Origin of the sequence: Nesterenkonia sp. YGD6, assembly GCF_022565895.1 — a bacterium.
Lineage (GTDB): Bacteria > Actinomycetota > Actinomycetes > Actinomycetales > Micrococcaceae > Nesterenkonia.
Genome location: NZ_JAJOYY010000004.1, coordinates 18122 through 40691, shown reverse-complemented (window position 1 = coordinate 40691; position 22570 = coordinate 18122). Strand labels below are relative to the sequence as shown.

Sequence of the window (22570 nt, the reverse complement as noted above, 5' to 3'; positions counted from 1 at the left end):
GGGCCGCGCCGGCTGCGCCCGCTGGTCTCTTCCACGGCGGGGGAGACCCTGATGCTTGACATGCTCGCCGTCATCGGCCCGATGTTCCTGGTGATCGGCGTCGGTTTCGCCGCCGGATTCATCCCGCGCTTTCGCAGCGGGCAGGACCACCTCAACGGCTTCCTGTTCTACTTCGCGCTGCCCACCTTCATCTACACCGCGATGATCACCGCCCCGCCCACCGCCGGCTTCCCGCTGCTCGCGGTGGTCATCGTCGCCGTCGTGACCCCGCTGGTCTCCATCGCCCTGTACTACGGCAGCCGCCTCTTCGGCGTCCGCGGCCACGAGGGCGCCGCGGCGACCTCGCTGGCCGGCAGCTTCGGCAACGTCGGGTACTTCGGAATCCCGGTGTCGATCAGCGTGCTGGGCCCCGAAGCCGGCCTGGCCGCCGGGATCGTGCACATGATGCACAACCTGATCTACCTCAACGGCTACCCGCTGGTCCGCACCGTCGTAGCTTCCCGTGCCACACAGACCGGGGACGCGCAGATCGGGGATGCGCAGGCCGGGCACGCGGAGCGGGCCGGCGGCATCGGGCACCTGCTGCGCACGCAGATCGGGCCGATCCTGAAGCGGGCGCTGCTGCTGAACCCGGTGTTCATCGCCATGGCGCTGGCGCTGCTGGTGGTCTTCAGCCCGCTGAGCCTGCCCGCGCCGATCAACGAATCGGCGAGCCTGCTCGGGCAGACGGCGGTCCCGCTGGCGCTGTTCTGCGTCGGCCTGGCGCTGCACCCGGCGATCGAGGGGATCCGCAGCGGGGGAGTGCCCAAGCGTCTGATCGGACTGGGCACGGTGGGCAAGATCCTGGTGCTGCCGGTGCTGACCTGGCTGGCGGTGCTGCCCTTCTATGACCAGCTGGGACCGATCTGGGCGGGCACGCTGATCATCATCGCCGCGATGCCGTCGTCCACCACGGTCTATGTCTTCGCTCAGCAGTACGAGGGCGACGGCCGGCTGGCCGCCTCGATCCTGGTGACCAGCACGCTGGCCTGCCTGATCACGCTCCCGCTGCTGGCAGAGCTGCTGCTCTGATCTTCCCCGCGTCGATCTCGTAGACGCTGCCCACATGGCGCAGCACCGCGCTGCGGTGGGCGATCATGATCACCGTCGCGTCGGTGGCCTCAGGCATCCGGCGCAGGATCTCGGCCTGGGTGAGCGGATCCTGGGCCGAGGTGATCTCGTCGAGGATCAGCACCGGGCTGCCCCGCAGATACCCGCGAGCAAGCGCCAGCCGCTGTGACTGACCCCCGGAGAGCCGGGCGCCCTCGCTGCCAAGCTGCGTGTCCAGACCTTCCGGCATCGCCTCGATATCGGCGGACAAGCAGGCGGAACGGCAGGCGGCAAGGATCTGCTCCTCGGTGGCCGCCGGGCTGCCCAGCAGCAGGTTCTCCCGGATGGTGCCGCTGATCATCACCGGGCGCTGCTCCACCACGGTGATGTTCGCGCGCAGCGCGGCCAGCTCGAGATCACGCACATCGGTGCCCCCGAGCCGCACCTCACCGGCCTGCGGGTCCCAGACTCGGGTCAGCAGCGAGGCCAGCGTGGACTTTCCCGACCCGCTGACCCCGACGACGGCGGCCACCTGCCCGGCTTCGACGTGAAGCTCCACGTCGCGCAGCACCTCTCGCTCGGTGCCGGGGTAGCCGAAGCTGACCCCGTGGAAGGACACCGAGGCGGCGCCGTCGCGCTCGGTGCTCACCGCGACGGGGTGGGTGGGCTCGGCGACCTCGTGCGTGCTCTCCTCGAGCTCGCGCAGGTTCGCCGCGGAGGCCAGCGCCGCAGGCAGCGAGATGCCCAGCGCCTCGATCGCGGCGAGCGCGGGGGCGGTGCCGGGCACCAGGGCCAGCACCAGCAGCAGCTCGGTGTAGCCGATCACGCCCTCCTGGGCCTGGGGCAGTCCCAGCAGCAGCAGGATGAACAGTGCGAGCACCTGCCAACCCTGACCGGCAGCCGCGCGCAGTCCCTGCAGCACCGAGGCGCCGCGGGAGCCTTCCCCGATCTGGGCGCCGATGTGGTCCACCCGCTGAGCCCGCTGTTCCTGGGCGCCGAAGATCGTGATCTCCTGAGCCCCGCGGAGGTCGTCGCTGATCTCCTGGGCCAGGGCGCCCCGCGCACGCACCTGAGCGGTGCTGTTGGCGCGTCCGCCGCGGCGACCGATGCCGATCAGCGCGGCAGCGGCCGCCAGGTAGATCAGCAGCAGCCCGAGTCCCAGCGCTGCGCCGGTCAGGTTCCAGGTGAGCACGACGGCGGCGGCGGGGATCAGCACCGCAGTCACCACCGGGGCCAGGGTGTGCGCGAAGAAGACCTCCACCCGGTCCACGTCACGCGTGGCGGCTGAGAGCAGCCGGCCGCTCCCGCGGGAGGCGGTCACCGCCGGGGCCAGCGGGATCAGCTTCTCGTAGAGCCTGACCCGCAGCTGCTCGAGCAGCGCGAAGGCCGCGGTGTGCCCGGAGAGCTGCTCGGCGTAACGGGTCAGGCCTTTGGCCGCGGCCAGGGCGATCATGACCGCCACGACGGTCCCCAGCTGCGGGATGTCCTGGCCGTCGGCGAGACGGCCCACCAACCAGGCCGGATAGACCAGCAGAGCGGCGCCGCAGAGCAGGGTCAGCGTCCGGGCGAGGGCCGAGAGCGCGAGCAGCCCGGCGGATCCCTTGGCCAGCGTCAGCAGATGCATGATCATCGGTCTTCACCTTCTCCTGCAGTGGCCTGCGCGTAGTAGCCCTCCTCGGCGAGGAGCTCCTCTGGGGTGCCCAGCGCCGCGGTGCGTCCGGCTTCAAGGACCAGGACCTGATCGGCCCAGCGGGTGGTGGCCAGCCGGTGGGCGATGATGATCAGCGTGTGGTCTCCGGCGAGGCTGCGCAGCGATTCGTCGACCAGTTGTTCGGCGCGCCGGTCCAGGTCAGCGGTGGGCTCGTCGAGGATCAGCAGCTTGGCCCCGGAGAGCAGCGCGCGGGCGATCGCGAGTCGGCGGATCTGTCCACCGGAGAGCGAACCGCCGTCCTCACCGACCTGGGTGGCCAGTCCTCTGGGCTTTGCGGCGATCTCCGCGTCGAGGCGCGCCTGGGCGAGGACCTCCCAGAGCTGGCGATCGGTGGCGTCGGGACGGGCGAGGCGGAGGTTGTCCGCCACGGTGCCGGAGAAGATGAACGGCTTCTGCGGCACGGTCACCGCCGCCTGCTGCAGCGCCGCAGAATCGGCCGGCTGACCCTCGAGCAGCAGCTGACCGGCCGCCGTCGGGATCAGGCCCTGCAGCACCGCGGCCAGGGTGGACTTGCCGGCTCCGGAGGGACCGACGACGGCGACGGCGGTGCCGCGCGGGACGCTCAGCGTGACTCCGCGCAGGACGCTGCTGCCGCCGCGGTCCACGCCGAGATCCTTCAGGCGCAGCAGTTCGACGGTCTCCGCCGCAGGTTGTGCACGCGCAGCTTCCGACGGGGCCTCAGCGACCGTCGTCGGGGTCGTCAGCGTCTGGGTGAACAGTCCCTGCTGGGTCCGTCCGGCCATCGCGACGTAGAAGGAGCGGCCGAGCTTGTCGATGGGTTCGTAGAGCAGCGTGGCGAGCAGCACCACGGCGAGGAATCCGCCGGCGGTGATCGCACCGACGTCGAATCGCCACAGGGCCAGCCCGACCGCGGCGGTGATCATCACCAGCGAGAAGAGCGCGTCATTGACCAGGATCATCAGCTGGCTGCGCTTGAGCAGCGTCACCGCCTGGACCCGCAGGGCAGCGGCGGCCTCGGCCACGCTGCGCCGGCCGGCGTCTTCAGCGCCCAGCAGCACCAGCCCGCCGAGGGAGCGCAGCACCTCCTGGAACTTCGCGGTGGCCTGTCCGGCGAGGCGCCGGTAGGCGGCGGTGGGGCGGCGGAAGCGCGCCAGGAAGAACCGCACCAGCACCGGGACCAGCAGCACCAGGACCAGCAGCACGACGGCGATCACCGGGTCCACGAAGATGCCCAGCATCAGCAGCACCAGGGCCGGGGCGGTGAACGCCGCCAGCGCCGGCCCCAGGAACTCCGCACGGTATTCCGCGATGCGTTCCACCCCGCCGGTGAGCAGCTCAGCCTCACCCGTGCCCGGGCGGCCGCCGCCAGGGCGCCCACCGGGACCGCCGCCGCCGGGGCCAGCAGGTGGCCCTGACGGAGCGGCCGGGTCACGGCCCAGCGCGGCCCGGATCCCGCTGGCCCGCCAGCGCTGTTCCTCGACCGCGCGCAAGCGAGGCGGCACGGCGGCGGCGATTCCGGCGCAGATGACCGCAGCGGCGCCGGCGATCGCGCCGAGGACCAGCGCACCGGTGGGGTCCGTCTCGCCGAGCGCCGCATCCAGGACCTGGCCCAGGGCGAGGAACAGCGTGGCGAGCGCGATCGTGCGGATCCATTGCAGCGCGGCAGCGATCCACGCGCGGGGAGGCATATCTTGCAGAAGCACGCCTCAGATCATTCCAGGTTCAGCGGACCCCCGTGGGCCAGTGCAACATTTGCGAAGCGCCGTCCGATGCGCTGATCGAGCTGCCGTGATGCAGCCACCGGGTCACGCCCCCGGCCGGGACAGCAGTCAGCGCGGCGTCGGACTCCATCGCGATCAGCTCGGAGGCCTCGGTGCGGAGGTCCAGGTGAACGCCGCTGGGCTCCGCGGACACGCGCTCGACACCGATCTGCGCCGACCGGTGCCGCGGATGACCTGATCTGGCTGAACAGGACCAATCGGCTGACCGGGGCTGTTCAACTTCTGTTAACCTTCCTGCTCGAGTGTGTGCGCAGATGACTGAGCACGCAGAGGACGACGCCGGCCCCGCCGTCTCCCGACACCCCGGCACCGTGGCAGAGGTGTTCCTGGTCTTCCTGCGCCTGGGGCTGACCTCCTTCGGCGGGCCCGTGGCCCACCTGGCATATTTCCGCGAGGCCTTCGTCACCCGACGCCGCTGGCTCACCGAGAAGGCCTACGCCGACCTGGTGGGGCTGTGTCAGTTCCTGCCCGGCCCGGCGTCGAGCCAGGTCGGCATGGCGCTGGGCCTGCAGCGCGCCGGCTACCCCGGGATGATGGCGGCCTGGTTCGCATTCACCATGCCCTCGGTGGTGCTGCTGGTGGCGTTCGCACTGGGAGTCCAACACGCCGGGGACCTCACCGAGGCCGGCTGGATCGACGGACTCAAGGCCGCCGCGGTGGCCGTGGTGGCCCACGCGGTGCTCTCGATGGCCAAGGCGCTGACCCCGGACGCTCCGCGGGCGTCCATCGCGGCGGCCGCGATGGTGCTGGTCCTGCTGGTGCCGAATCCCTTCATCCAGGTCGTTGCGATTCTCGCCGCCGGGGTCATCGGGGCCCTCTGGCTGCGCCCCCCGGAGACCGGACCGAAGCCCGAGGACGCGTTCACCGTGCGGGTCTCCCGACGTGCCTCCTGGACCGCGGGTGCGCTCTTCGCCGCGCTGCTGGCGGGCCTGCCGATCCTCGCCGCCGCCAGCGGCACCGGATTGGCGGCCATGGTCGACTCCTTCTACCGAGCCGGGGCGCTGGTCTTCGGCGGCGGCCATGTGGTGCTGCCGCTGCTGCAGGCCGAGACCGTCCCCGCCCTGGTGGACCCCGAGGTATTCCTGGCCGGCTACGGGGCCGCGCAGGCAGTCCCCGGCCCGCTGTTCACCTTCGCCGGCTTCCTCGGCGCCTCCAGCACCGGCACGCCCACCGGCCTCGCCGGCGCCGCCGTCGCGGTCCTGGCCATCTTTGCGCCCGCCGCGCTGCTGGTCATCGCGGCGCTGCCATTCTGGGAGCGGCTGCGCAGCAACACGTCCGCGCAGAAGGCGCTGATGGGGGTCAACGCCGGAGTGGTCGGCATCCTGGCCGCCGCGCTCTACACCCCGGTCTTCACCGCTGGGGTGCTCGAGGTGGGAATCGAGGCGCTGGTGCTCGCTGTCCTGGCCTTCGTGGCGCTGAACAGCTGGCGGGTCCCGGCCTGGGCCGTGGTGCTCGCCGCGGGCCTGCTCGGCTGGGTGCTGCTCTGAGACCCGGCTGACGGGAACCTGGATGTAGAGCAAAAGCGCAGGACCGAGAGGTACAGTTCTGAGGTACTTGACTGCTATGGCGAGGAGGACCCTGCCGCATGCTGAGCTCCCAAGCTCGCGGGCTGAGTCGTCTCTATGCCCTCGACGTGGCGCGCGCCGCCGCCGTCTTCGGCATGATCATCGTCAATGTCGGTCCTTACAACACCGACGGATGGGCCTCCTGGATCGTACGGGCCCTCAATGGTCGCGCCTCCATCCTCTTCGTGGTGCTCGCCGGGATCGGCGTGACCTTTCTGGCGCGCCGCTCGCTGACCAAGGGCATCACCCGGCGCAGCACGCTGCTCTGGCGGGGCCTGCTGCTGCTGGCACTGGGCCTGGGACTGCAGACCCTCGAGCACGGGGTCAACGTCATCCTCACCACCTACGCGGCGCTGTTCTTCCTGGCGGCGTTCATGGTCAAGATGTCCACCCGCTGGCTGTTCTGGTCCGCGACCGCCTCTGCGCTGCTGGGACCGGTGCTCTGGATCCTCGCGCGGCAGACCACGCACTTCCACATCGAACCCGCCCAGATCGGGGACTCTCCGTTCCAGATCATCGGCGCGATCCTGGTCTCTGGCCCGTATCCGCTGGTGGTCTGGATCGCGCCGTTCTTCCTCGGGGTCTGGCTGGGCCGGCAGCCGCTGGGCAACGCGAAGCTCCAGTGGCGCCTGGTCTACCTGGGAGCCATCGCCGGGTTCGGCGCCTTCGGAGCCTCCGAGGTGCTGGTCCGGGTCCTCGGCGAGCCGGACACCACGCAGGTCGGCTTCGATCGGATGATCTCCGCGGTGGGACATTCGCAGATGCCGCTGTGGCTGATCAGCTCCAGCGGCACCGCGGTCATGCTGCTCGGCATCCTGCTGATCGCGGTGCCTCATTTCAACCAGGGCATCCGGCCGCTCGTCGTGGTCGGGCAGATGCCGCTGACCGCCTACACCGCGCACCTGGTGATCATCGCGCTCTTCATCTACCCCGGACCGCAGAAGCCGCTGGAGGGCTTCTTGATCAGCTGCGCGATCATGCTGGGGCTGATCCTCTTCGCCGTCGTGTGGATGGCGAACTTCCGCTACGGCCCGCTCGAGGCGCTGCTGCGGATGACTCCCGCATTCCTGCGCGTCACCTACCGCCTTCCCGAACGTCACCGCCGCCGGCAGCTCGCGCGCCCCTACCCGCGCCGGGCGAAGCCGGGGGCATCCATGGAACAGAAGCCGACGCCTTCCTGAGGGAGACGAAACATGCAGCCGAAGAACCCCCTGTCGCACCGCGACGCACCGATTGACGTCCACGCACCGCCCCACCTCCTTGAAGCGCCCCACACCGTGCGCCTCCGGACGCTGCGCAGGCGGGCTGCGAAGACCACAGCGCTGCTCGCCGCCTTCGGGCTGCTCGTCGCCTGCGCCACCGAGGAGGAGCCCCCACCGCCGCCCCCGCCGGCGCCCAGCGAGGAGCCGCAGGAGCCCACCAGCACCCCCGAACCGGTGGAGGACACCCTCACCCAGCAGGGAGTCAGCGCCGGGCATCCGCTCGCCGTGGACGCCGCAGAGCAGGTCCTCGCCGACGGCGGCAACTCCGTGGACGCGGCCATCGCCGCCGCCTTCGTCATGTCGGTCGTGGAGCCCTTCGCCTCTGGGCTCGGCGGCGGCGGCTCGGTGGTCATCGCCGGCCAGAACGGTGACCCGCTCTTCTACGACTACCGCGAGATGGTCGGGGTGGACGGGGAGATCCCCGAGACCGGCATCGGCGCACCGGGCTTCGTCGCCGGCATGGGACGCCTGCATCAGGAACACGGCAGCCTGGACTGGGAGCGGCTGCTCCAGCCAGCCCAGCAGCTCGCATCCGAGGGCTTCGAGGTCTATGACTTCCTGGCCAGCCGGATGACCGAGGACCTCGGGCCCGAGGCCATCGAAGGGGTGGAACCCTTCGAGGTCGACGGCGAGGCGCTGGCCAGCGGAGACCAGCTGGTCCAGACCGAACTCGCCAGCACCTTGGAGACCCTCGCCGCGGAGGGCTGGGATTCCTTCTACACCGGCAGCCTCGCCGAGGAGCTGACCCAGGTCGAGGGCATCGATGCGCAGACCCTCGCCGACTACGAGGTCACCGCCTCCGCACCGGTCTCCGGGGAGTTCGGCGACTACGACGTGCTCGCCGCGGCGCCGGCGCTCCCCGGCCCGGCGCTGGTGCAGCTGCTCCAGATCGCTGAGGCCCAGGGCATCGCCGAGCTGGAACCGGGCTCTGCGGAGTACATCGAGACCCTCTCTGAGGCCTGGCTCGTCGCCGAGGAGACCGTGTTCACCCAGATCGGCGACCCCGCCTTCGTGGAGGTCCCCGTCGAGGAGCTCACCGACGCGGCCGCCAACGCCGAGATCGAGGTCTCCGCCCAATCCGCCGCGCAGGATGCCGCCCAGGACTCGGAGGAGCAGCCTGCCCAGGCTCAGGCGGACGCTCCGCAGGATGCCAACACCACACACATCTCGGTGATCGATGACGAGGGCATCATGGTCTCGATGACCAACACCTTGACGAACTTCTGGGGCGCCGGGGAGGTCAGCGGAGGCTTCTACCTGAACAACCAGCTCAGCCGCTTCGAGGCGGTGGACTCCCCGGCGAACCAGCCAGAGCCCGGCCGCAAGTCGGTGACCTGGTCGATGCCCAGCATCGTCCTCGATGACCAGCAGCGACCCGTGCTGGGCATCGGCACCCCGGGTGGACACCAGATCCTGAACATCATGGGCACCGTGCTCACCCAGTGGGGCCTGCAGGACGCGCCTCTGCAGGAGGCCGTGGACGGGCTGCGCTTCCGTCTCATCGAGGAGGACGAGCTTCTGGTCCTCGACGATGAGCCCGACGAGGAGACCCGGGAGGCCCTGGAAGACCTCGGCTGGGAGCTGCAGGTCTGGCCGGACGAATGGGGCGGCTTCGGCTCGGTCCAGGCGCTGGAGGTCGACTACGAGACCGGCGAGGTCACCGGCGCCGACGATGACCGGCGCGTGGGCAGCCACACCGTCATCGACTGACCTGGGACCTGCCTGCATGATCCGGCCCGCGCCCCGCCGATGAGAGCGGCGGAGGGGAGCGGCGCGGGCCGATTAGCATGGAGCCATGAGTCTCCCGTCACCGCGCAGCATCCCCAACATCCTCTCGATCGCCGGAACCGATCCCACCGGCGGCGCCGGCATCCAGGCGGACCTGAAGAGCTTTGCGGCGCACCGTGGATACGGCATGTGCGTGGTGACTGCGCTGGTGGCACAGAACACCCAGGGGGTGCGCGGCATCCACCTGCCCCCGGCGAGCTTCCTGCGCGCACAGCTGGATGCCGTCTCCGATGACGTGGCGCTGGACGCGATCAAGATAGGGATGCTCGGCACCGAGGAGATCATCACCACGGTGGCCGAGTGGCTGGACGCGCTGGGGCTCAGCGGTGATCACGACGACGCCGGGATCCGACCCGTGCTGGTGCTCGACCCGGTCATGGTCGCCACCTCCGGGGACCGGCTCCTCGACGCCGCCGCGGAGTCGGCGCTGATCCACTTCCTGCACCGGGCGGACCTGATCACCCCCAACGTGCCCGAACTCGCGCTGCTGGCCGGGACCGAGCCGGCGACCGACCCCGCGGGGCTCATCTCTCAGGCGCGCACCGTGGCGGATGCACATCAGGTGGTGGTCCTCGCCAAGGGTGGACATCTCGACGACGCCTCGGCGAAGGAGTTCGTCGTCGACACCCTGGTCTACCCCGAGCAGTCAGGAGCGCGCCAGGAGGAGGAGCAGTTCCTCTCGCCGCGGATCCACACGCAGAACACCCACGGGACCGGTTGCTCGGTCTCCGCGGCGCTGGCGACTCTCGCCGCCCGCGGCCACAGCTGGTCGACCGCGCTGCCGGTGGTCAAGGACTGGATGACGGCCGCGCTCCAGGACTCTGAACGCCTCGACGTCGGCAAGGGTCACGGCCCGATCCAGCACTTCGCGCAGCTCTGGCGCTGAGCTTCCAGCGCGTACCTGCCGGCGTCGGGCTGGCGCAGATGCCTCAGCCCTGCGGCGTCTCGTGCGGTCCACCGGCGTGCTTGGCGATGTCTTCCCACTTCCAGGTGGTCCCCATCGCGTCATCCGAAGGGAACCAGGCCCCGGTGGTCGCGCGATCACGTGGAGTCGGCCCGGTGGCACCCTGACCCGAGACCGGCGCCTGATCCTTCAGCGCGGTGACCCGGTCCCTGATCGAAGCCATCTGCTGATCCAACGCCGCGGCCTGGACCGCGGCGTCGCGCAGCTCATCGAGGATGTCGTCGGGCACCTCGCCGTCGTAGGTGTAATAGATCTTGTGCTCCAGCGAGGCCCAGAAGTCCATCGCCACGGTGCGGATCTGCACCTCCACGTAGACGAACTCGGTGCGGTTGGAGAGGAAGACCGGCACCTGCACGATCACATGCAGGCTCTGGTACCCGTTGACCTTGGGCGTGCGGATGTAGTCCTTGACCTCGACGACCCGCAGGTCCGGCTGGCTGCACAGCATCTCCGCGACCCAGTAGGCGTCTGAGACGAAGGAGCAGGTGATCCGGATCCCTGCGATGTCCCGGATGGAGTGCCGGATGCTCTCCAGGGTGGGTTCACAGCCATAGCGCTGCACCTTGTCCAGGATCCGGTCCAGGGATTTCAGCCGGTAGTTCACATGCTCGATGGGGGAGTAGTCGCGGGTGTGTTCGAACTCCTCGCGCAGCACGTTGATCTTGGTGAGCACCTCATCCATGCCGAACTTATAGTGCAGCTGGAACTCGGTGAGCTGCCGCCGGATGTCCACCATCCGCACCGCCACGCCGTCACCCTCCTCTCCGGCGCTGCTGTGCAGCTCCGAGAGCAGCGCTCGGTAGACATCGGACTCGCTGCGCTGCGCCTTCTTCGCCAGCGGCGCCTGCTGGGCCAGGTCCTTGCCGGGCGGGACGCGGACCCCGGCGCTCAGCGAGACTCGGTCAGGGGCATCGACGGGCAGGAAATGGCTGTCAGTGGCAGGAGCGCGTCCAGCGGACATGGGGGAAGTTCTCCTAGGGGGTTTCAGGGGTTCACAGCGCGGGGCTGGGAGACGACGGTCACGGGACCGGTGATTCTGATTCTCGACCCTAGGTGCACTCTCTGTGAAGTCCCTCTACGGAATCGTTGTGATCGCCCAGACAGCTTCCGCCGACAGCCGCGAAGCCGCGATACTCTGCAGGACCCATGTTCGGGCGGTATTGCTCGTCGATGGGATCCTGGATGAGACCCCAACCACAACATCTGGTGAATGATCGAGGGCGCAGACGCAACATCTTCCGATTTCACGGTCCAGACACGCCGAGACACGCGGTGGTTCAAGAAACTTCTTCTCGGGAGTATCGAACTCCACAGCTGTGGAGGAAGAGCGGGTGAGGGCGCCGCTTCCGCGCCATTCCAGGGGAGTCATGGTCCACAGGTCCTGTGGACAGTCGGTGGAGAACTACACGGGTGCAAGTACATCATCTAGTGCCTGCTGATATCTCCGAACCCAAGATGTAGTATTGAGGCATAGCCAAAACGTCACGTTTGAATCGGGGAGCCCATGTCTGTCACTGTCTACACCAAGCCCGCCTGCGTCCAGTGCAACGCCACTTACCGCGCCCTGGACAAGAACGGCGTGACCTACGAGACCGTCGACATCACCCAGGATGCCGAGGCCCTCGAGCGGCTGCGCGGCCTGGGCTACATGCAGGCACCCGTGGTCATCACCGAGTCCGACCACTGGTCCGGATTCCGTCCCGACAAGATCTCCGAGCTGACCGTTCAGCACGCTGCGATCAGCTCGGTCGCCTGATGCAGCCGTGAGCACCTCGGCGAGGCTGATCTACTTCTCCTCGGTGTCGAACAACACGCACCGATTCGTGGAGAAGCTTCAGCGCGGGGCAGGGGAGGTTGCGAGGCTTCCGCTGCTCACCAGAGATGAGACCCTCGAGGCGGAGCAGCCCTTCGTCCTGGTCCTTCCCTCATATGGGGCCGACGCCGGCGAAGGCTCGGTGCCGAAGCAGGTCATCAAGTTCCTCAATGTTGAATCCAACAGGAACCTCCTGCGCGGAGTGATCGGCGCGGGCAACACGAATTTTCATGAGAGCTACTGCATCGCAGGCGACATCGTCGCCGCCAAGTGCGGAGTCCCTCATCTATACAGATTTGAACTGATGGGCACACCAGAAGACGTGGCCACGGTCGAGATGGGATTGGAAGAGTTTTGGAAACAGCAACCAAGCCGCTGAACGCGGCGAGCACCGCACAGACCCAGCACGGCAGGGACTCCATGGACGCACCGCTGGCCAAAGTCATGCCCGCCCAGTGGCAGGGACTGAGCTATCACGAGCTCAACGCCATGCTCAACCTCTACGGCCCCGACGGCGAGATCCAGTTCGAGGCGGATCAGCTCGCGGCCCGCCAGTACTTCCTGGACCATGTGAACACCAACACGGTCTTCTTCCACAACCTGGAGGAGAAGCTGGGCTACCTGGTCGAGAACGACTACTACGAGCCCGAGACCCTGGAGCAGTACTCCAAGGAGTTCACCAGGGCCATCTTCGACCGCGCCTACGCCGCGAAGTTCAGGTTCCCCACCTTCCTGGGCGCCTTCAAGTTCTACACCTCCTACGCGCTGAAGACCTTCGACGGTGACCGCTACCTGGAGCGCTACGAGGACCGCGTGACCATGGTCGCGCTGCACCTGGCCCGCGGCGACGAGCAGCTGGCGAACAAGATGGTCGACGAGATGATCTCCGGCCGCTTCCAGCCCGCGACCCCGACCTTCCTGAACTCAGGCAAGAAGCAGCGCGGTGAGCTGGTCTCCTGCTTCCTGCTGCGCATCGAGGACAACATGGAGTCGATCGCCCGCGCCATCAACTCCTCCCTCCAGCTCTCCAAGCGCGGGGGAGGCGTGGCCCTGTCGCTGACCAACATCCGCGAGAACGGCGCCCCGATCAAGCACATCCAGAACCAGTCCTCCGGTGTGATCCCGGTGATGAAGCTTCTGGAAGACTCCTTCTCCTACGCCAACCAGCTCGGCGCACGCCAGGGCGCCGGCGCGGTCTACCTCAACGCCCACCACCCCGACATCTTCCGCTTCCTCGACACCAAGCGGGAGAACGCAGACGAGAAGATCCGGATCAAGACCCTCTCTCTCGGCGTCGTCGTCCCGGACATCACCTTCGAGCTCGCCAAGAAGAACGAGCCGATGTACCTGTTCAGCCCCTATGACGTCCAGCGCGTCTACGGGAAGGCGTTCAGCGAGATCTCGGTGACCGAGAAGTATCACGAGATGGTCGACGATGCGCGGATCCGCAAGACCAAGATCAACGCTCGCGAGTTCTTCCAGACCCTGGCCGAGATCCAGTTCGAGTCCGGCTACCCGTATGTGATGTTCGAAGACACCGTGAACCGGGCGAACCCGATCGCCGGACGGATCTCCATGTCCAACCTGTGCTCGGAGATCCTCCAGGTCTCAGAGCCCAGCGAGTACGCCGACGACCTGAGCTACTCGGAGATCGGCAAGGACATCTCCTGCAACCTTGGCTCGATGAACATCGCCAAGGCGATGGACTCACCGGACTTCGGGCAGACCATCGAGACGGCGATCCGCACCCTGACCGCGGTCTCGGACATGTCCTACATCAACTCGGTCCCCTCCATCGCTGAGGGCAACCGGCGCTCCCACGCGATCGGTCTGGGGCAGATGAACCTGCACGGCTACCTGGCGCGGGAACGCGTCTACTACGGGTCCGAAGAGGGCATCGACTTCACCAACATCTACTTCTACACGGTGCTCTATCACGCCCTGCGCTCCTCGAACCAGCTCGCGATCGAGAGCGGCCAGAGCTTCGACGGCTTCGAGAACTCCCAGTACGCCACCGGTGAGTTCTTCGAGAAGTACACCGAACAGCTCTGGGCGCCGGCGACCGAGAAGGTCCGCACCCTGTTCGGCCACGTGGCCATCCCGACCCAGGCCGACTGGCTGGAGCTCAAGGCCTCGGTCATGGCCCACGGCATCTACAACCAGAACCTGCAGGCGGTGCCGCCCACCGGCTCCATCTCCTACATCAACAACTCGACCTCTTCGATCCACCCGGTGGCCTCGAAGATCGAGATCCGCAAAGAGGGCAAGCTCGGGCGCGTCTACTACCCGGCGCCCTACCTGACCAATGACAACCTGGAGTACTACCAGGATGCCTATGAGATCGGGTACGAGAAGATCATCGACACCTACGCCGCTGCGACCCAGCACGTGGACCAGGGCCTGTCCCTGACGCTTTTCTTCAAGGACACCGCCAGCACCCGCGACATCAACAAGGCGCAGATCTACGCATGGCGCAAGGGCATCAAGACGCTCTACTACATCCGCCTGCGCCAGCTCGCGCTCGAGGGCACCGAGGTCGACGGCTGCGTCTCCTGCATGCTGTGACCCTCGCGCCCACCGGGGCCGTGATCATCACGGCCCGTCCCGGAACTCCACGCTTCTTCTAGAAAGAGACCCCTGACGTTGACACCATCTAAAGCGCTCCTCGAGCACGTCGAGGCGATCAACTGGAACCGCCTCGAAGACGAGAAGGACAGCGAAGTCTGGAACCGCCTGGTCAACAACTTCTGGCTGCCGGAGAAGATCCCGCTGTCCAACGACGTCCAGTCCTGGGCGACGCTGACCGAAGAGGAGAAGACCCTCACCATGCGGGTCTTCACCGGGCTGACCCTGCTGGACACCATCCAGGGCACCGTGGGTGCGGTGGCGCTGATCCCGCACGCACTGACCCAGCACGAGGAGGCGGTGATGACCAACATCTCCTTCATGGAGTCGGTCCACGCCAAGTCCTACTCACAGATCTTCTCCACGCTGTGCTCCACCAAGGAGATCGACGAGGCCTTCCGCTGGTCCAAGGAGAACGCGAACCTGCAGCGCAAGGCGCAGATCGTGATGGACTACTACCACGGCGATGACGGGCTGAAGAAGCGGGTGGCCTCCACCATCTTGGAGTCCTTCCTCTTCTATTCCGGGTTCTACCTGCCCATGCACTGGTCCTCGCGCGCCAAGCTGACCAACACCGCAGACATCATCCGGCTGATCATCCGCGACGAGGCCGTGCACGGGTACTACATCGGCTACAAGTACCAGCGGGCGCTGGAGCGCGAGACTCCGGAGCGCCAGCAGGAGCTCAAGGACTACACCTACGAGCTCATGTACGAGCTCTACGAGAACGAGCTGCAGTACACCCACGACCTCTACGACGGCGTGGGCCTCAGCGAGGATGTGAAGAAGTTCCTGCATTACAACGCCAACAAGGCCCTGATGAACCTGGGCTATGAGGCGATGTTCCCCAAGGAGCTCACCGACGTGAACCCCGCGATCCTCTCCGCGCTGAGCCCGAACGCCGATGAGAATCACGACTTCTTCTCCGGCTCTGGGTCCTCCTACGTGATCGGCAAGGCCGAGGAGACCGAAGACGACGACTGGGACTTCTGATCCGCCCACCGGCTGACAGATCTCACCAGACACACATCGCATGACAGACGCAGGGCCGCTCCAGGTCTACCGACAGCGCGCAAGCCACGGCGCCGAGGCCGACCTCGAGCTGGCCCTGACTCTGCTGCAGCGCACGCGCGCCGCGAAGGCCCTCCGCATCCGGGACTCTCAGAGCGACGGCGGGATCGCACCGTTGTTGCGGCTCTACCGTCCAGAACCCACGGTGGCCTTCGGACAGCGCGACCAGCGGCTGCCGGGATTCGCCGCAGCTGCCCAGGGCTGCCGCGAGGAGGGCTTCACTCCGCTGGTCCGGCGCGCCGGGGGTCGTGCGGCGGCCTATCATCCGGGTTCCCTGGTCATCGACCACATCGAGCCGGACCCCGATCCGATCCGTGCATCCCAGACCCGGTTCACCGAGTTCGGCGAGCTTCTGCGCGAAGCACTGGAGACGGCGGGGGTCTCGGCCCGCCTGGGACCCATCCCCGGCGAATACTGCCCGGGCGACCATTCGATCCACGGCATCTCGCGGGTGGATCCTGACCTCAGGATCAAGCTCATCGGGACCGCCCAGCGGGTCATCAGCTCGGGCTGGCTCTTCTCCTCCTCGATCATCGTCGAGGACGGAGCATCGATTCGTCGGGTGCTGTCCCGCGCCTATGCGGCTCTGGGGCTTCCCTGGGACCCGCTGACCGCCGGTGCGATCACCGATCTCGGCGTGGACACCACCGTGGAGAACATCGAAGCCGCGGTGCTTCAGGTCTACCGCCGGCACTGGGCGCTGGAAGAGATCGACGAACCCTCGCCGACCCCTCCCAGCGTCAATGCGCGCCGTTGATCAGTGCCCGCAGCTGATCACTCCCTGCGGCTGATCACACTGCGCGTCCGATCACTCTCCGCGATCGATCCATTCCTGCAGCTGCGGCGACTCGGCACCGATGGAGGTCGACGGGCCGTGCCCGGTGTTGACCACCGTCTCGGCCGGCAGCTCCTGGAACAGTCGAGTCCGGATCGACTCGATGATCGTCTCGAAGCTGGAGTAGGACCGACCGGTGGCGCCGGGACCGCCGGAGAACAGCGTGTCTCCGGAGAACAGCACCGGTTGTGTTGCGCCGTCGGGGCCGGTCAGCGCCTCGGAGTAGAAGCAGGTGGACCCGGGGGAGTGGCCCGGGGTGTGGATCGCCACCAGGGTGGCGTCTCCCACGGTGAACACGTCGCCATCGCCGATGTGCACATCCGGCACGGTGCCCCCATGCACGGAGTCCCAGAGCATCTGATCCTCCGGGTTCAGATGGATCCTGCCGCCCAGGCGCTTCTGCACCTCCAGAGCCTGGCTGATGTGATCGTCATGCCCATGGGTCAGCAGGATCGCGCTCACGGCCCGTTCCCCCACGGCCTTGGCCACGGCGTCGGCGTCGTGGGCGGGATCGATGATGATGACCTCGTTCGCATCGCCGATGATCCAGACGTTGTTGTCCACATCCCAGGTTCCGCCGTCGAGCGAGAACGTTCCGGAGGTGACGAGATTCTCGAAGCTGGTGCTCATGGGATTCCTCAATTCTGGGTGGAGGACTGAAGCTCGACGACCGAGCGCAGCACCTCGCCGCGGTTCATCGTGTCGAAGGCTTCCTGGACCTGGTCGAGGCTGACGCGTTCGGTGACGAAGGCGTCGAGGTCGAGGTTGCCGTTGCGGTAGTGGCTCACCAGCATCGGGAAGTCCCGGGAGGGCAGGCAGTCGCCGTACCAGGAGGACTTCAGCGATCCGCCGCGGCCGAAGAAGTCGGCCAGCGGAAGCTCCAGGGTGTGTGAGGGATCGGGAACCCCGACGAGCACCACCCGTCCGGCGAGGTCGCGGGCATAGAACGCCTGCTTATACGTCTCTGGTCGGCCCACGGCGTCGATGACCACATCAGCGCCGAAGCCGCCGGTCAGCTCGCGGATGGTCTCGACCGCGTCGGACTCTTTCGAGTTGATGGTGTGGGTGGCGCCGAGGTCGGCCGCCTTGGCAAGCTTCCGGTCGTCCAGGTCCACGGCGATGATGGTGGTGGCTCCGGCCAGCTTCGCGCCGAGCACCGCGGCGGTGCCGACTCCGCCGGCGCCGATCACAGCGACAGACTCGCCGCGCTTGACCTCGCCGGTGTTGATCGCTGCGCCGATTCCGGCCATGATTCCGCAGCCCAGCAGGCCCACGGCTGCATTGGACTCGGCGGGCAGGTCCTGGATCACGGTGCACTGTCCGGCGGCGACCAGGGTCTTCTCCGCGAAGGCGCCGATTCCCAGCGCGGCCTCCAGCGGGGTGCCGTCGGTGAGCGTCATCTGCTGCTGCGCGTTGTGGGTGTCGAAGCAGTACTTCGGCTCGCCCTTGCGGCAGGCGCGGCACTCGCCGCAGACAGCGCGCCAGTTCAGGATGACGGTGTCACCGACAGTCACATTGGTCACGCCTTCGCCGATCTTTGAGACCCGGCCGGTGGCTTCGTGGCCCAGCAGGTACGGGAAGTTGTCGCCCACCTCGCCCTGCTGGTAGTGCTGATCGGTCTGACACACGCCGCAGGTGAGGACATCGACGACGACCTCACCAGCGATCGGGTCCGGCACGATGATCTGCTCGAGAACGGCGGGGCCGTTCTTCTCTTTGACGACGACGGCACTAACGGTCTGGGACATTGCCAGCTCCTAAATATCTGCAGGTCACACGTTCGGCGTGTCTTGCACGCCGGTTTCCACGATATCTCAGGAGCCCGACGGTGCTCCTCAGCCGGTGAAGACCTGAGGGAACTGCACGATGATGCTGCCCAGCACCACCAGGTAGATCAGCGCGATGACCACCCACCACCAGTCAGCGGAGAGCTTCTGCAGTCCGGTGCCCGCGGGCAGGGCGCCGGTGGCGATGTTGCGAGCGGTGACGACCACGAACATCGGGATGACCGCTGCCCAGACCACCATGCAGTAGGGGCAGAGCGCGCCGATGACGAACACCGCCTGGGACCACAGCCAGATGCAGAAGATCAGCGCGAAGGTCACGCCGGCCTGCAGCCCCAGCCAGTACCAGCGCGGAAGCGGGACCCGGCTCAGGATGGTCACGGCGACAAGGATCGCCATCGGGAAGCCGATCACGCCCAGGAAGATGTTCGGGAAGCCGAAGCTGGAAGCCTGCCAGGAGTCCATCACGAGCCCGCAGGAGACCCAGGGGTTGATGTCGCAGGCGGTGGTGTAGTCAGCGTCGCGCCAGAGCTGGACGCGCTCATACATCAGCAGCCCGCTGGCCACCGCGGCGATGACCGAGGTCAGCAGCAGCCAGAGGCCCACCGATCGTGTGGAGGCGACGGCGGGACGAATCAGCTGCTCAGTCGGGTAAAGGGCCATGCGGGGATTCTACGCAAGATATCTGGAGGGGTATGCGATACTGAGTTGCATCGGCGAGCGGACCACACCCGCAGACCGAGAAGGCTTGCACGCCATCACCTGGGCCTCAGCGATGCCGCTGTGAGAAACGGTCACAGCAGAGGCCGGGGAGTGATGAGCAGCCACTGGAAGGCCGCGCAGAGCGCGCTCCGAGAATGGGAGCAGCGCCCGGAAAGCCAGTGCAGCTAGGAACATAGGTTTGAGACAACATCAATAAGTGGAATGAGCAGGTCGCACCCTTTGTGAGAGCCAGGGTCAACGCGACCGGCTGAATCCACCTAAGCAGAGCCGCAGACGCGGTGAGTGTGGCACCGTGGGAGCGGTCAGGAGCAACTCCATAATGTCCCACCCCGAGACCCCCGCAGACGACGCAGCGGGCAGCAACGACATCTTCAATCCCTTCAGTGCGCCGCAGCCGTCGCCGGAGAGCTCCGAGCCCTCCCGCAGCGCCGCAGAGGCGGAATCGGCCCAGGAGCCCCGAGCAGCCGTTCAGGACGACGCCGTCAACGTCCTGTTCCAGGCGCCGGATCTGGCCACGGTCAAGCCACGGACCCCGGCGAAGACCCGCAGCGCCGACACCGAGGACTCCGACTCCCAGGACGAGGACCAGCCTGAGTCCGGATCACGCCGGCGCGGTTCGCGACGCAGCGGCTCCAACGCGGGAAGCCCGTCCAAGGACGACTCCGCTTCGCGCAGGGGTGACCGGTCCGCCAGTGATGGTGACCCCAGCTCTGGCGCCCAGGACCGTCCAGCGCAGGGCGGTGACTCGGCGAACAGCGATTCCCAGGGCCGCGACTCACAGAACAGCAGCTCCCAGGATCGGGACTCCGAGGACGACGAGTCCCAGGACTGGGATGCGCAGTCCGAGGACGACCAGGACGGTGACGGCCAGGGCCGTCGCTCGCGCCGCAAGCGTCGCCGCGGCGGTCGGAACAAGAACCGCAGCTCCGAAGACTCCAGCGACTCCGACTCGTCGGACTCGCAGAGCTCAGCGGGGGACTCCGCGGACCAGCGGGACTCTGCGCGGCAGAACGGCTCGAAGAACTCCGATTCCAAGAACGGCGACTCCAAGGACAGCGAGTCCGGCGACGGGTCCGGTTCGCAGAGCCGCTCCGAGCGGGAGACCAGCTCCGCGGACGATGACGAGCCGGTGATCCGCAAGCGCCGTCGTCGTCGTCGCGGCAGCGCCGACCTCGAGGTCGAGTCCAACGAAGATGACGCCCACACCGTGACCCGGGTCCGCGCGCCGCGCGAGGCCGCTGAGGCTCCCGTCTCGGACAAGGTCACCGGGCTCAAGGGCTCCACCCGGCTCGAGGCCAAGCGGCAGCGCCGGCGGTCCTCCCGGGACACCGGACGCCGCCGCCAGGTCATCACCGAGGCCGAGTTCCTGGCGCGCCGCGAGTCCGTGGACCGCAAGATGATCGTGCGCCAGCGCGGCGAGCGGATCCAGATCGGCGTGCTCGAGGACGGCGTGCTCGCAGAGCACTACGTCTCGCACACCACCCAGGATTCGCTCATCGGCAACGTCTATCTCGGCAAGGTCCAGAACGTGCTGCCCTCCATGGAGGCCGCCTTCGTGGACATCGGCCGCGGCCGCAACGCCGTGCTCTACGCCGGTGAGGTCGACTGGGCCGCGTCCCGTCTGAGCGGAGGCCCGCGCAAGATCGAGAACGCGCTGAAGTCCGGGGACTCGGTGCTCGTCCAGGTCACCAAGGACCCGGTCGGACACAAGGGAGCCCGGCTGACCAGCCAGATCTCGCTGCCCGGTCGCTACCTGGTCTTCGTGCCCGGCGGTTCGATGACCGGCATCTCGCGGAAGCTGCCCGACACCGAGCGCGCCCGGCTGAAGAAGGTCCTCAAGGACCACATGCCCGACAACGCCGGCGTGATCGTGCGCACGGCTGCGGAAGGCGCCTCCGAGGAGGAGCTGACCAACGACATCAACCGGCTGCGCTCGCTCTGGGAGCAGATCCAGCGCCAGTCCGATGACAAGAAGGTGCTGGCACCGGAGCTCTTCTACGCCGAGCCCGACCTGACCATCAAGGTGGTCCGTGACGTCTTCAACGAAGACTTCTCCTCCATGGAGGTCCAGGGTGACGAGACCTGGGACAACATCGAGGCGTACGTCACCTATGTGGCTCCGCACCTGCTCGACCGGCTCCAGCAGTGGATCCCGGAGGAGCAGCAGGCCGACGACATCTTCTCCCACCACCGGATCGACGAGCAGCTGAACAAGGCGCTGGACCGCAAGGTCAACCTGCCCTCCGGCGGCTCGCTGGTCTTCGACCGCACCGAAGCCATGACCGTGGTCGACGTCAACACCGGCAAGTTCGTCGGCTCCGGCGGCAACCTCGAGGAGACCGTCACCAAGAACAACCTCGAAGCCGCCGAAGAGCTCGTCCGGCAGCTGCGCCTGCGCGACATCGGCGGGATCATCGTGGTCGACTTCATCGACATGGTCCTCGAGGTCAACCGCGATCTGGTGCTGCGCCGACTGGTCGAGTGCCTGGGCCGAGACCGCACCAAGCACCAGGTCGCTGAGGTGACCTCGCTGGGTCTGATCCAGATGACCCGCAAGCGCATGGGCACCGGCCTGCTGGAGGTCTTCTCCGAAGACTGTGAGCACTGCGCTGGACGCGGCGTGATCACCCACGCCGAACCGATCGAGCACGGTGGATCCTTCACCTCGCACGGGGACCCGCAGAAGGCCCGGGCGCCGAAGAAGCGGCGCAAGGCCAAGGGTCGCCGCCCCGAGGATGACAACGACTCCCAGCAGTCCACCCCCGAGGTCAGTGCCGAGGAGAAGGAGCGGCAGGAGAAGGCCCGCCAGGCACTGGCCCAGGTCGCCGCGGCCACCGCGTCGAAGCACGCCGAGGAGGAGCAGCGCTCCTCCGGGGATCGCGACAAGAACACTGACGCCGGTGCCGAGCAGGGCTCCGCGAAGAACGCCGAGAAGGGTGCTGACCGCAACGACGGCGACCGCTCTGCCGAGAACGCTCAGTCCGGCTCCACGTCGGGGTCCCGTCCGGCACGCCGCAGGGGACGACGCAGCGCCAGCCAGCCCGCTGGCAGCGCGGGGTCGAGCACTCCGGCTGACTCCGGTGCAGCTGATTCCGGTGCAGCGAAGACCGACAGCGTGAAGACCGGCACGGCCAAGTCCGACGCCGCGGCAGCGGCTCCGGCCGAGGCCTCCGGCGAGAAGGTGCTCAAGATCGGCGGCGAGGAGGTTCCGCTTCCGCGCGCCGAGAAGCGCGAGCAGAAGGCGCCCGCCTCCGCAGGCGCCTCCAGCCAGGACAAGCAGGCCTCGCTCGACACCCTGGGTCAGGCGCTGGACTCGCGTGAACCGCGCAGCCCGGCACCGGCCCGTCGCCGTCGTCGTGCCGCCGGATCGGTCCAGGGCGCCTCCGGCGAGGTGCAGCAGATCGCCGCCGCGCAGAAGCCTGAGGGCAAGACCTTCTCCTCGGCGCAGGCCGAGCAGGGATCTGCCGAGACCGCGACGAAGAAGCCGGCGACCGAGCCGGTGATGCTCGGCGTAGGGGTCAAGGCCGAGGAGATCTCCCGCCCCGAGTAGCCAGCGGGCCGGGCCTGCTCCACCCGCTGGGTGGATCGGGCTCGGCCA

18 protein-coding genes are annotated in these 22570 nt (G+C 67.7%); 12 read left to right on the top strand and 6 right to left on the bottom strand.

From position 1 onward, the window contains the following. Nucleotides 1-51: 51 nt before the first annotated feature. Entirely contained in the window at nt 52-1071 is a 1020-nt protein-coding gene (locus tag LTI14_RS07340) for an AEC family transporter (RefSeq protein WP_241476151.1), read from the top strand. Here the strand turns inward: LTI14_RS07340 and LTI14_RS07335 are convergent. Both LTI14_RS07335 and LTI14_RS07330 read right to left on the bottom strand, forming a co-directional pair. Beyond that, nucleotides 1037-2719: an amino acid ABC transporter ATP-binding/permease protein gene (locus LTI14_RS07335; protein WP_241476150.1), complete on the bottom strand. Its 1683-nt coding sequence runs from the start codon at nt 2717-2719 to the stop codon at nt 1037-1039. The genes LTI14_RS07340 and LTI14_RS07335 overlap by 35 nt on opposite strands. After that, on the bottom strand, nt 2716-4464 hold the full coding sequence (locus LTI14_RS07330) for an ATP-binding cassette domain-containing protein (protein WP_241476149.1): 1749 nt from the start codon (nt 4462-4464) through the stop codon (nt 2716-2718). The genes LTI14_RS07335 and LTI14_RS07330 overlap by 4 nt, the downstream gene beginning before the upstream one ends. A gap of 88 nt (nt 4465-4552) precedes the next feature. On the opposite strand from LTI14_RS07330, the gene LTI14_RS07325 reads away from it, so the two are divergent. The 5 genes from LTI14_RS07325 to thiD all read left to right on the top strand — a co-directional run bounded on the left by LTI14_RS07325 (nt 4553) and on the right by thiD (nt 10043). Further along, the gene (locus LTI14_RS07325; protein ID WP_241476148.1) at nt 4553-4720 is read left to right on the top strand and encodes a hypothetical protein; all 168 of its coding nucleotides are present in this window, start codon (nt 4553-4555) and stop codon (nt 4718-4720) included. Nucleotides 4721-4796: 76 nt separating this feature from the next. Further along, nucleotides 4797-6029 (top strand): chromate efflux transporter, encoded by a 1233-nt coding sequence (gene chrA / locus LTI14_RS07320; protein ID WP_241476147.1) that lies wholly within the window; start codon nt 4797-4799, stop codon nt 6027-6029. A 98-nt stretch (nt 6030-6127) separates the two neighbouring features. After that, nucleotides 6128-7288 carry a DUF418 domain-containing protein gene (locus LTI14_RS07315; RefSeq protein ID WP_241469422.1) on the top strand — a complete coding sequence of 387 codons (1161 nt, stop codon included), beginning with the start codon at nt 6128-6130 and terminating at the stop codon, nt 7286-7288. A gap of 12 nt (nt 7289-7300) precedes the next feature. Next, on the top strand, nt 7301-9079 hold the full coding sequence (locus tag LTI14_RS07310; RefSeq protein ID WP_241476146.1) for a gamma-glutamyltransferase: 1779 nt from the start codon (nt 7301-7303) through the stop codon (nt 9077-9079). An 85-nt stretch (nt 9080-9164) separates the two neighbouring features. Further along, nucleotides 9165-10043, top strand: a complete 879-nt coding sequence (gene thiD, locus LTI14_RS07305; protein WP_241476145.1) for a bifunctional hydroxymethylpyrimidine kinase/phosphomethylpyrimidine kinase — start codon at nt 9165-9167, stop codon at nt 10041-10043. A 43-nt stretch (nt 10044-10086) separates the two neighbouring features. Here thiD and LTI14_RS07300 read toward each other — a convergent pair whose 3' ends face one another. After that, on the bottom strand, nt 10087-11082 hold the full coding sequence (locus tag LTI14_RS07300; RefSeq protein WP_241464720.1) for a GTP pyrophosphokinase: 996 nt from the start codon (nt 11080-11082) through the stop codon (nt 10087-10089). A 543-nt stretch (nt 11083-11625) separates the two neighbouring features. Here LTI14_RS07300 and nrdH point away from each other — a divergent pair. From nrdH to LTI14_RS07275, 5 genes are all read left to right on the top strand, one after another. Continuing rightward, entirely contained in the window at nt 11626-11877 is a 252-nt protein-coding gene (gene nrdH / locus LTI14_RS07295) for a glutaredoxin-like protein NrdH (protein ID WP_241464721.1), read from the top strand. Nucleotides 11878-11884: 7 nt separating this feature from the next. Then, nucleotides 11885-12313 (top strand): class Ib ribonucleoside-diphosphate reductase assembly flavoprotein NrdI, encoded by a 429-nt coding sequence (gene nrdI / locus LTI14_RS07290; RefSeq protein ID WP_241464722.1) that lies wholly within the window; start codon nt 11885-11887, stop codon nt 12311-12313. A 41-nt stretch (nt 12314-12354) separates the two neighbouring features. Then, on the top strand, nt 12355-14499 hold the full coding sequence (nrdE, locus tag LTI14_RS07285; RefSeq protein WP_241465087.1) for a class 1b ribonucleoside-diphosphate reductase subunit alpha: 2145 nt from the start codon (nt 12355-12357) through the stop codon (nt 14497-14499). A 78-nt stretch (nt 14500-14577) separates the two neighbouring features. Continuing rightward, a complete protein-coding gene (nrdF, locus tag LTI14_RS07280) occupies nt 14578-15552 on the top strand; it encodes a class 1b ribonucleoside-diphosphate reductase subunit beta (protein ID WP_106123034.1) in 975 nt (324 codons plus the stop codon). Between the two features lie 40 nt (nt 15553-15592). Further along, a complete protein-coding gene (locus LTI14_RS07275) occupies nt 15593-16387 on the top strand; it encodes a lipoate--protein ligase family protein (protein ID WP_241476144.1) in 795 nt (264 codons plus the stop codon). 51 nt (nt 16388-16438) lie between these two features. Here the strand turns inward: LTI14_RS07275 and LTI14_RS07270 are convergent, their stop codons facing one another. From LTI14_RS07270 to LTI14_RS07260, 3 genes are all read right to left on the bottom strand, one after another. Further along, a complete protein-coding gene (locus LTI14_RS07270) occupies nt 16439-17095 on the bottom strand; it encodes an MBL fold metallo-hydrolase (RefSeq protein ID WP_241464724.1) in 657 nt (218 codons plus the stop codon). 8 nt (nt 17096-17103) lie between these two features. Then, nucleotides 17104-18213, bottom strand: a complete 1110-nt coding sequence (locus LTI14_RS07265) for an S-(hydroxymethyl)mycothiol dehydrogenase (RefSeq protein WP_241464725.1) — start codon at nt 18211-18213, stop codon at nt 17104-17106. Between the two features lie 87 nt (nt 18214-18300). Beyond that, on the bottom strand, nt 18301-18912 hold the full coding sequence (locus LTI14_RS07260) for a vitamin K epoxide reductase family protein (RefSeq protein WP_241464726.1): 612 nt from the start codon (nt 18910-18912) through the stop codon (nt 18301-18303). A 379-nt stretch (nt 18913-19291) separates the two neighbouring features. On the opposite strand from LTI14_RS07260, the gene LTI14_RS07255 reads away from it, so the two are divergent. Beyond that, entirely contained in the window at nt 19292-22522 is a 3231-nt protein-coding gene (locus LTI14_RS07255; protein WP_241476143.1) for an Rne/Rng family ribonuclease, read from the top strand. The last annotated feature ends 48 nt before the right edge of the window (nt 22523-22570 follow it).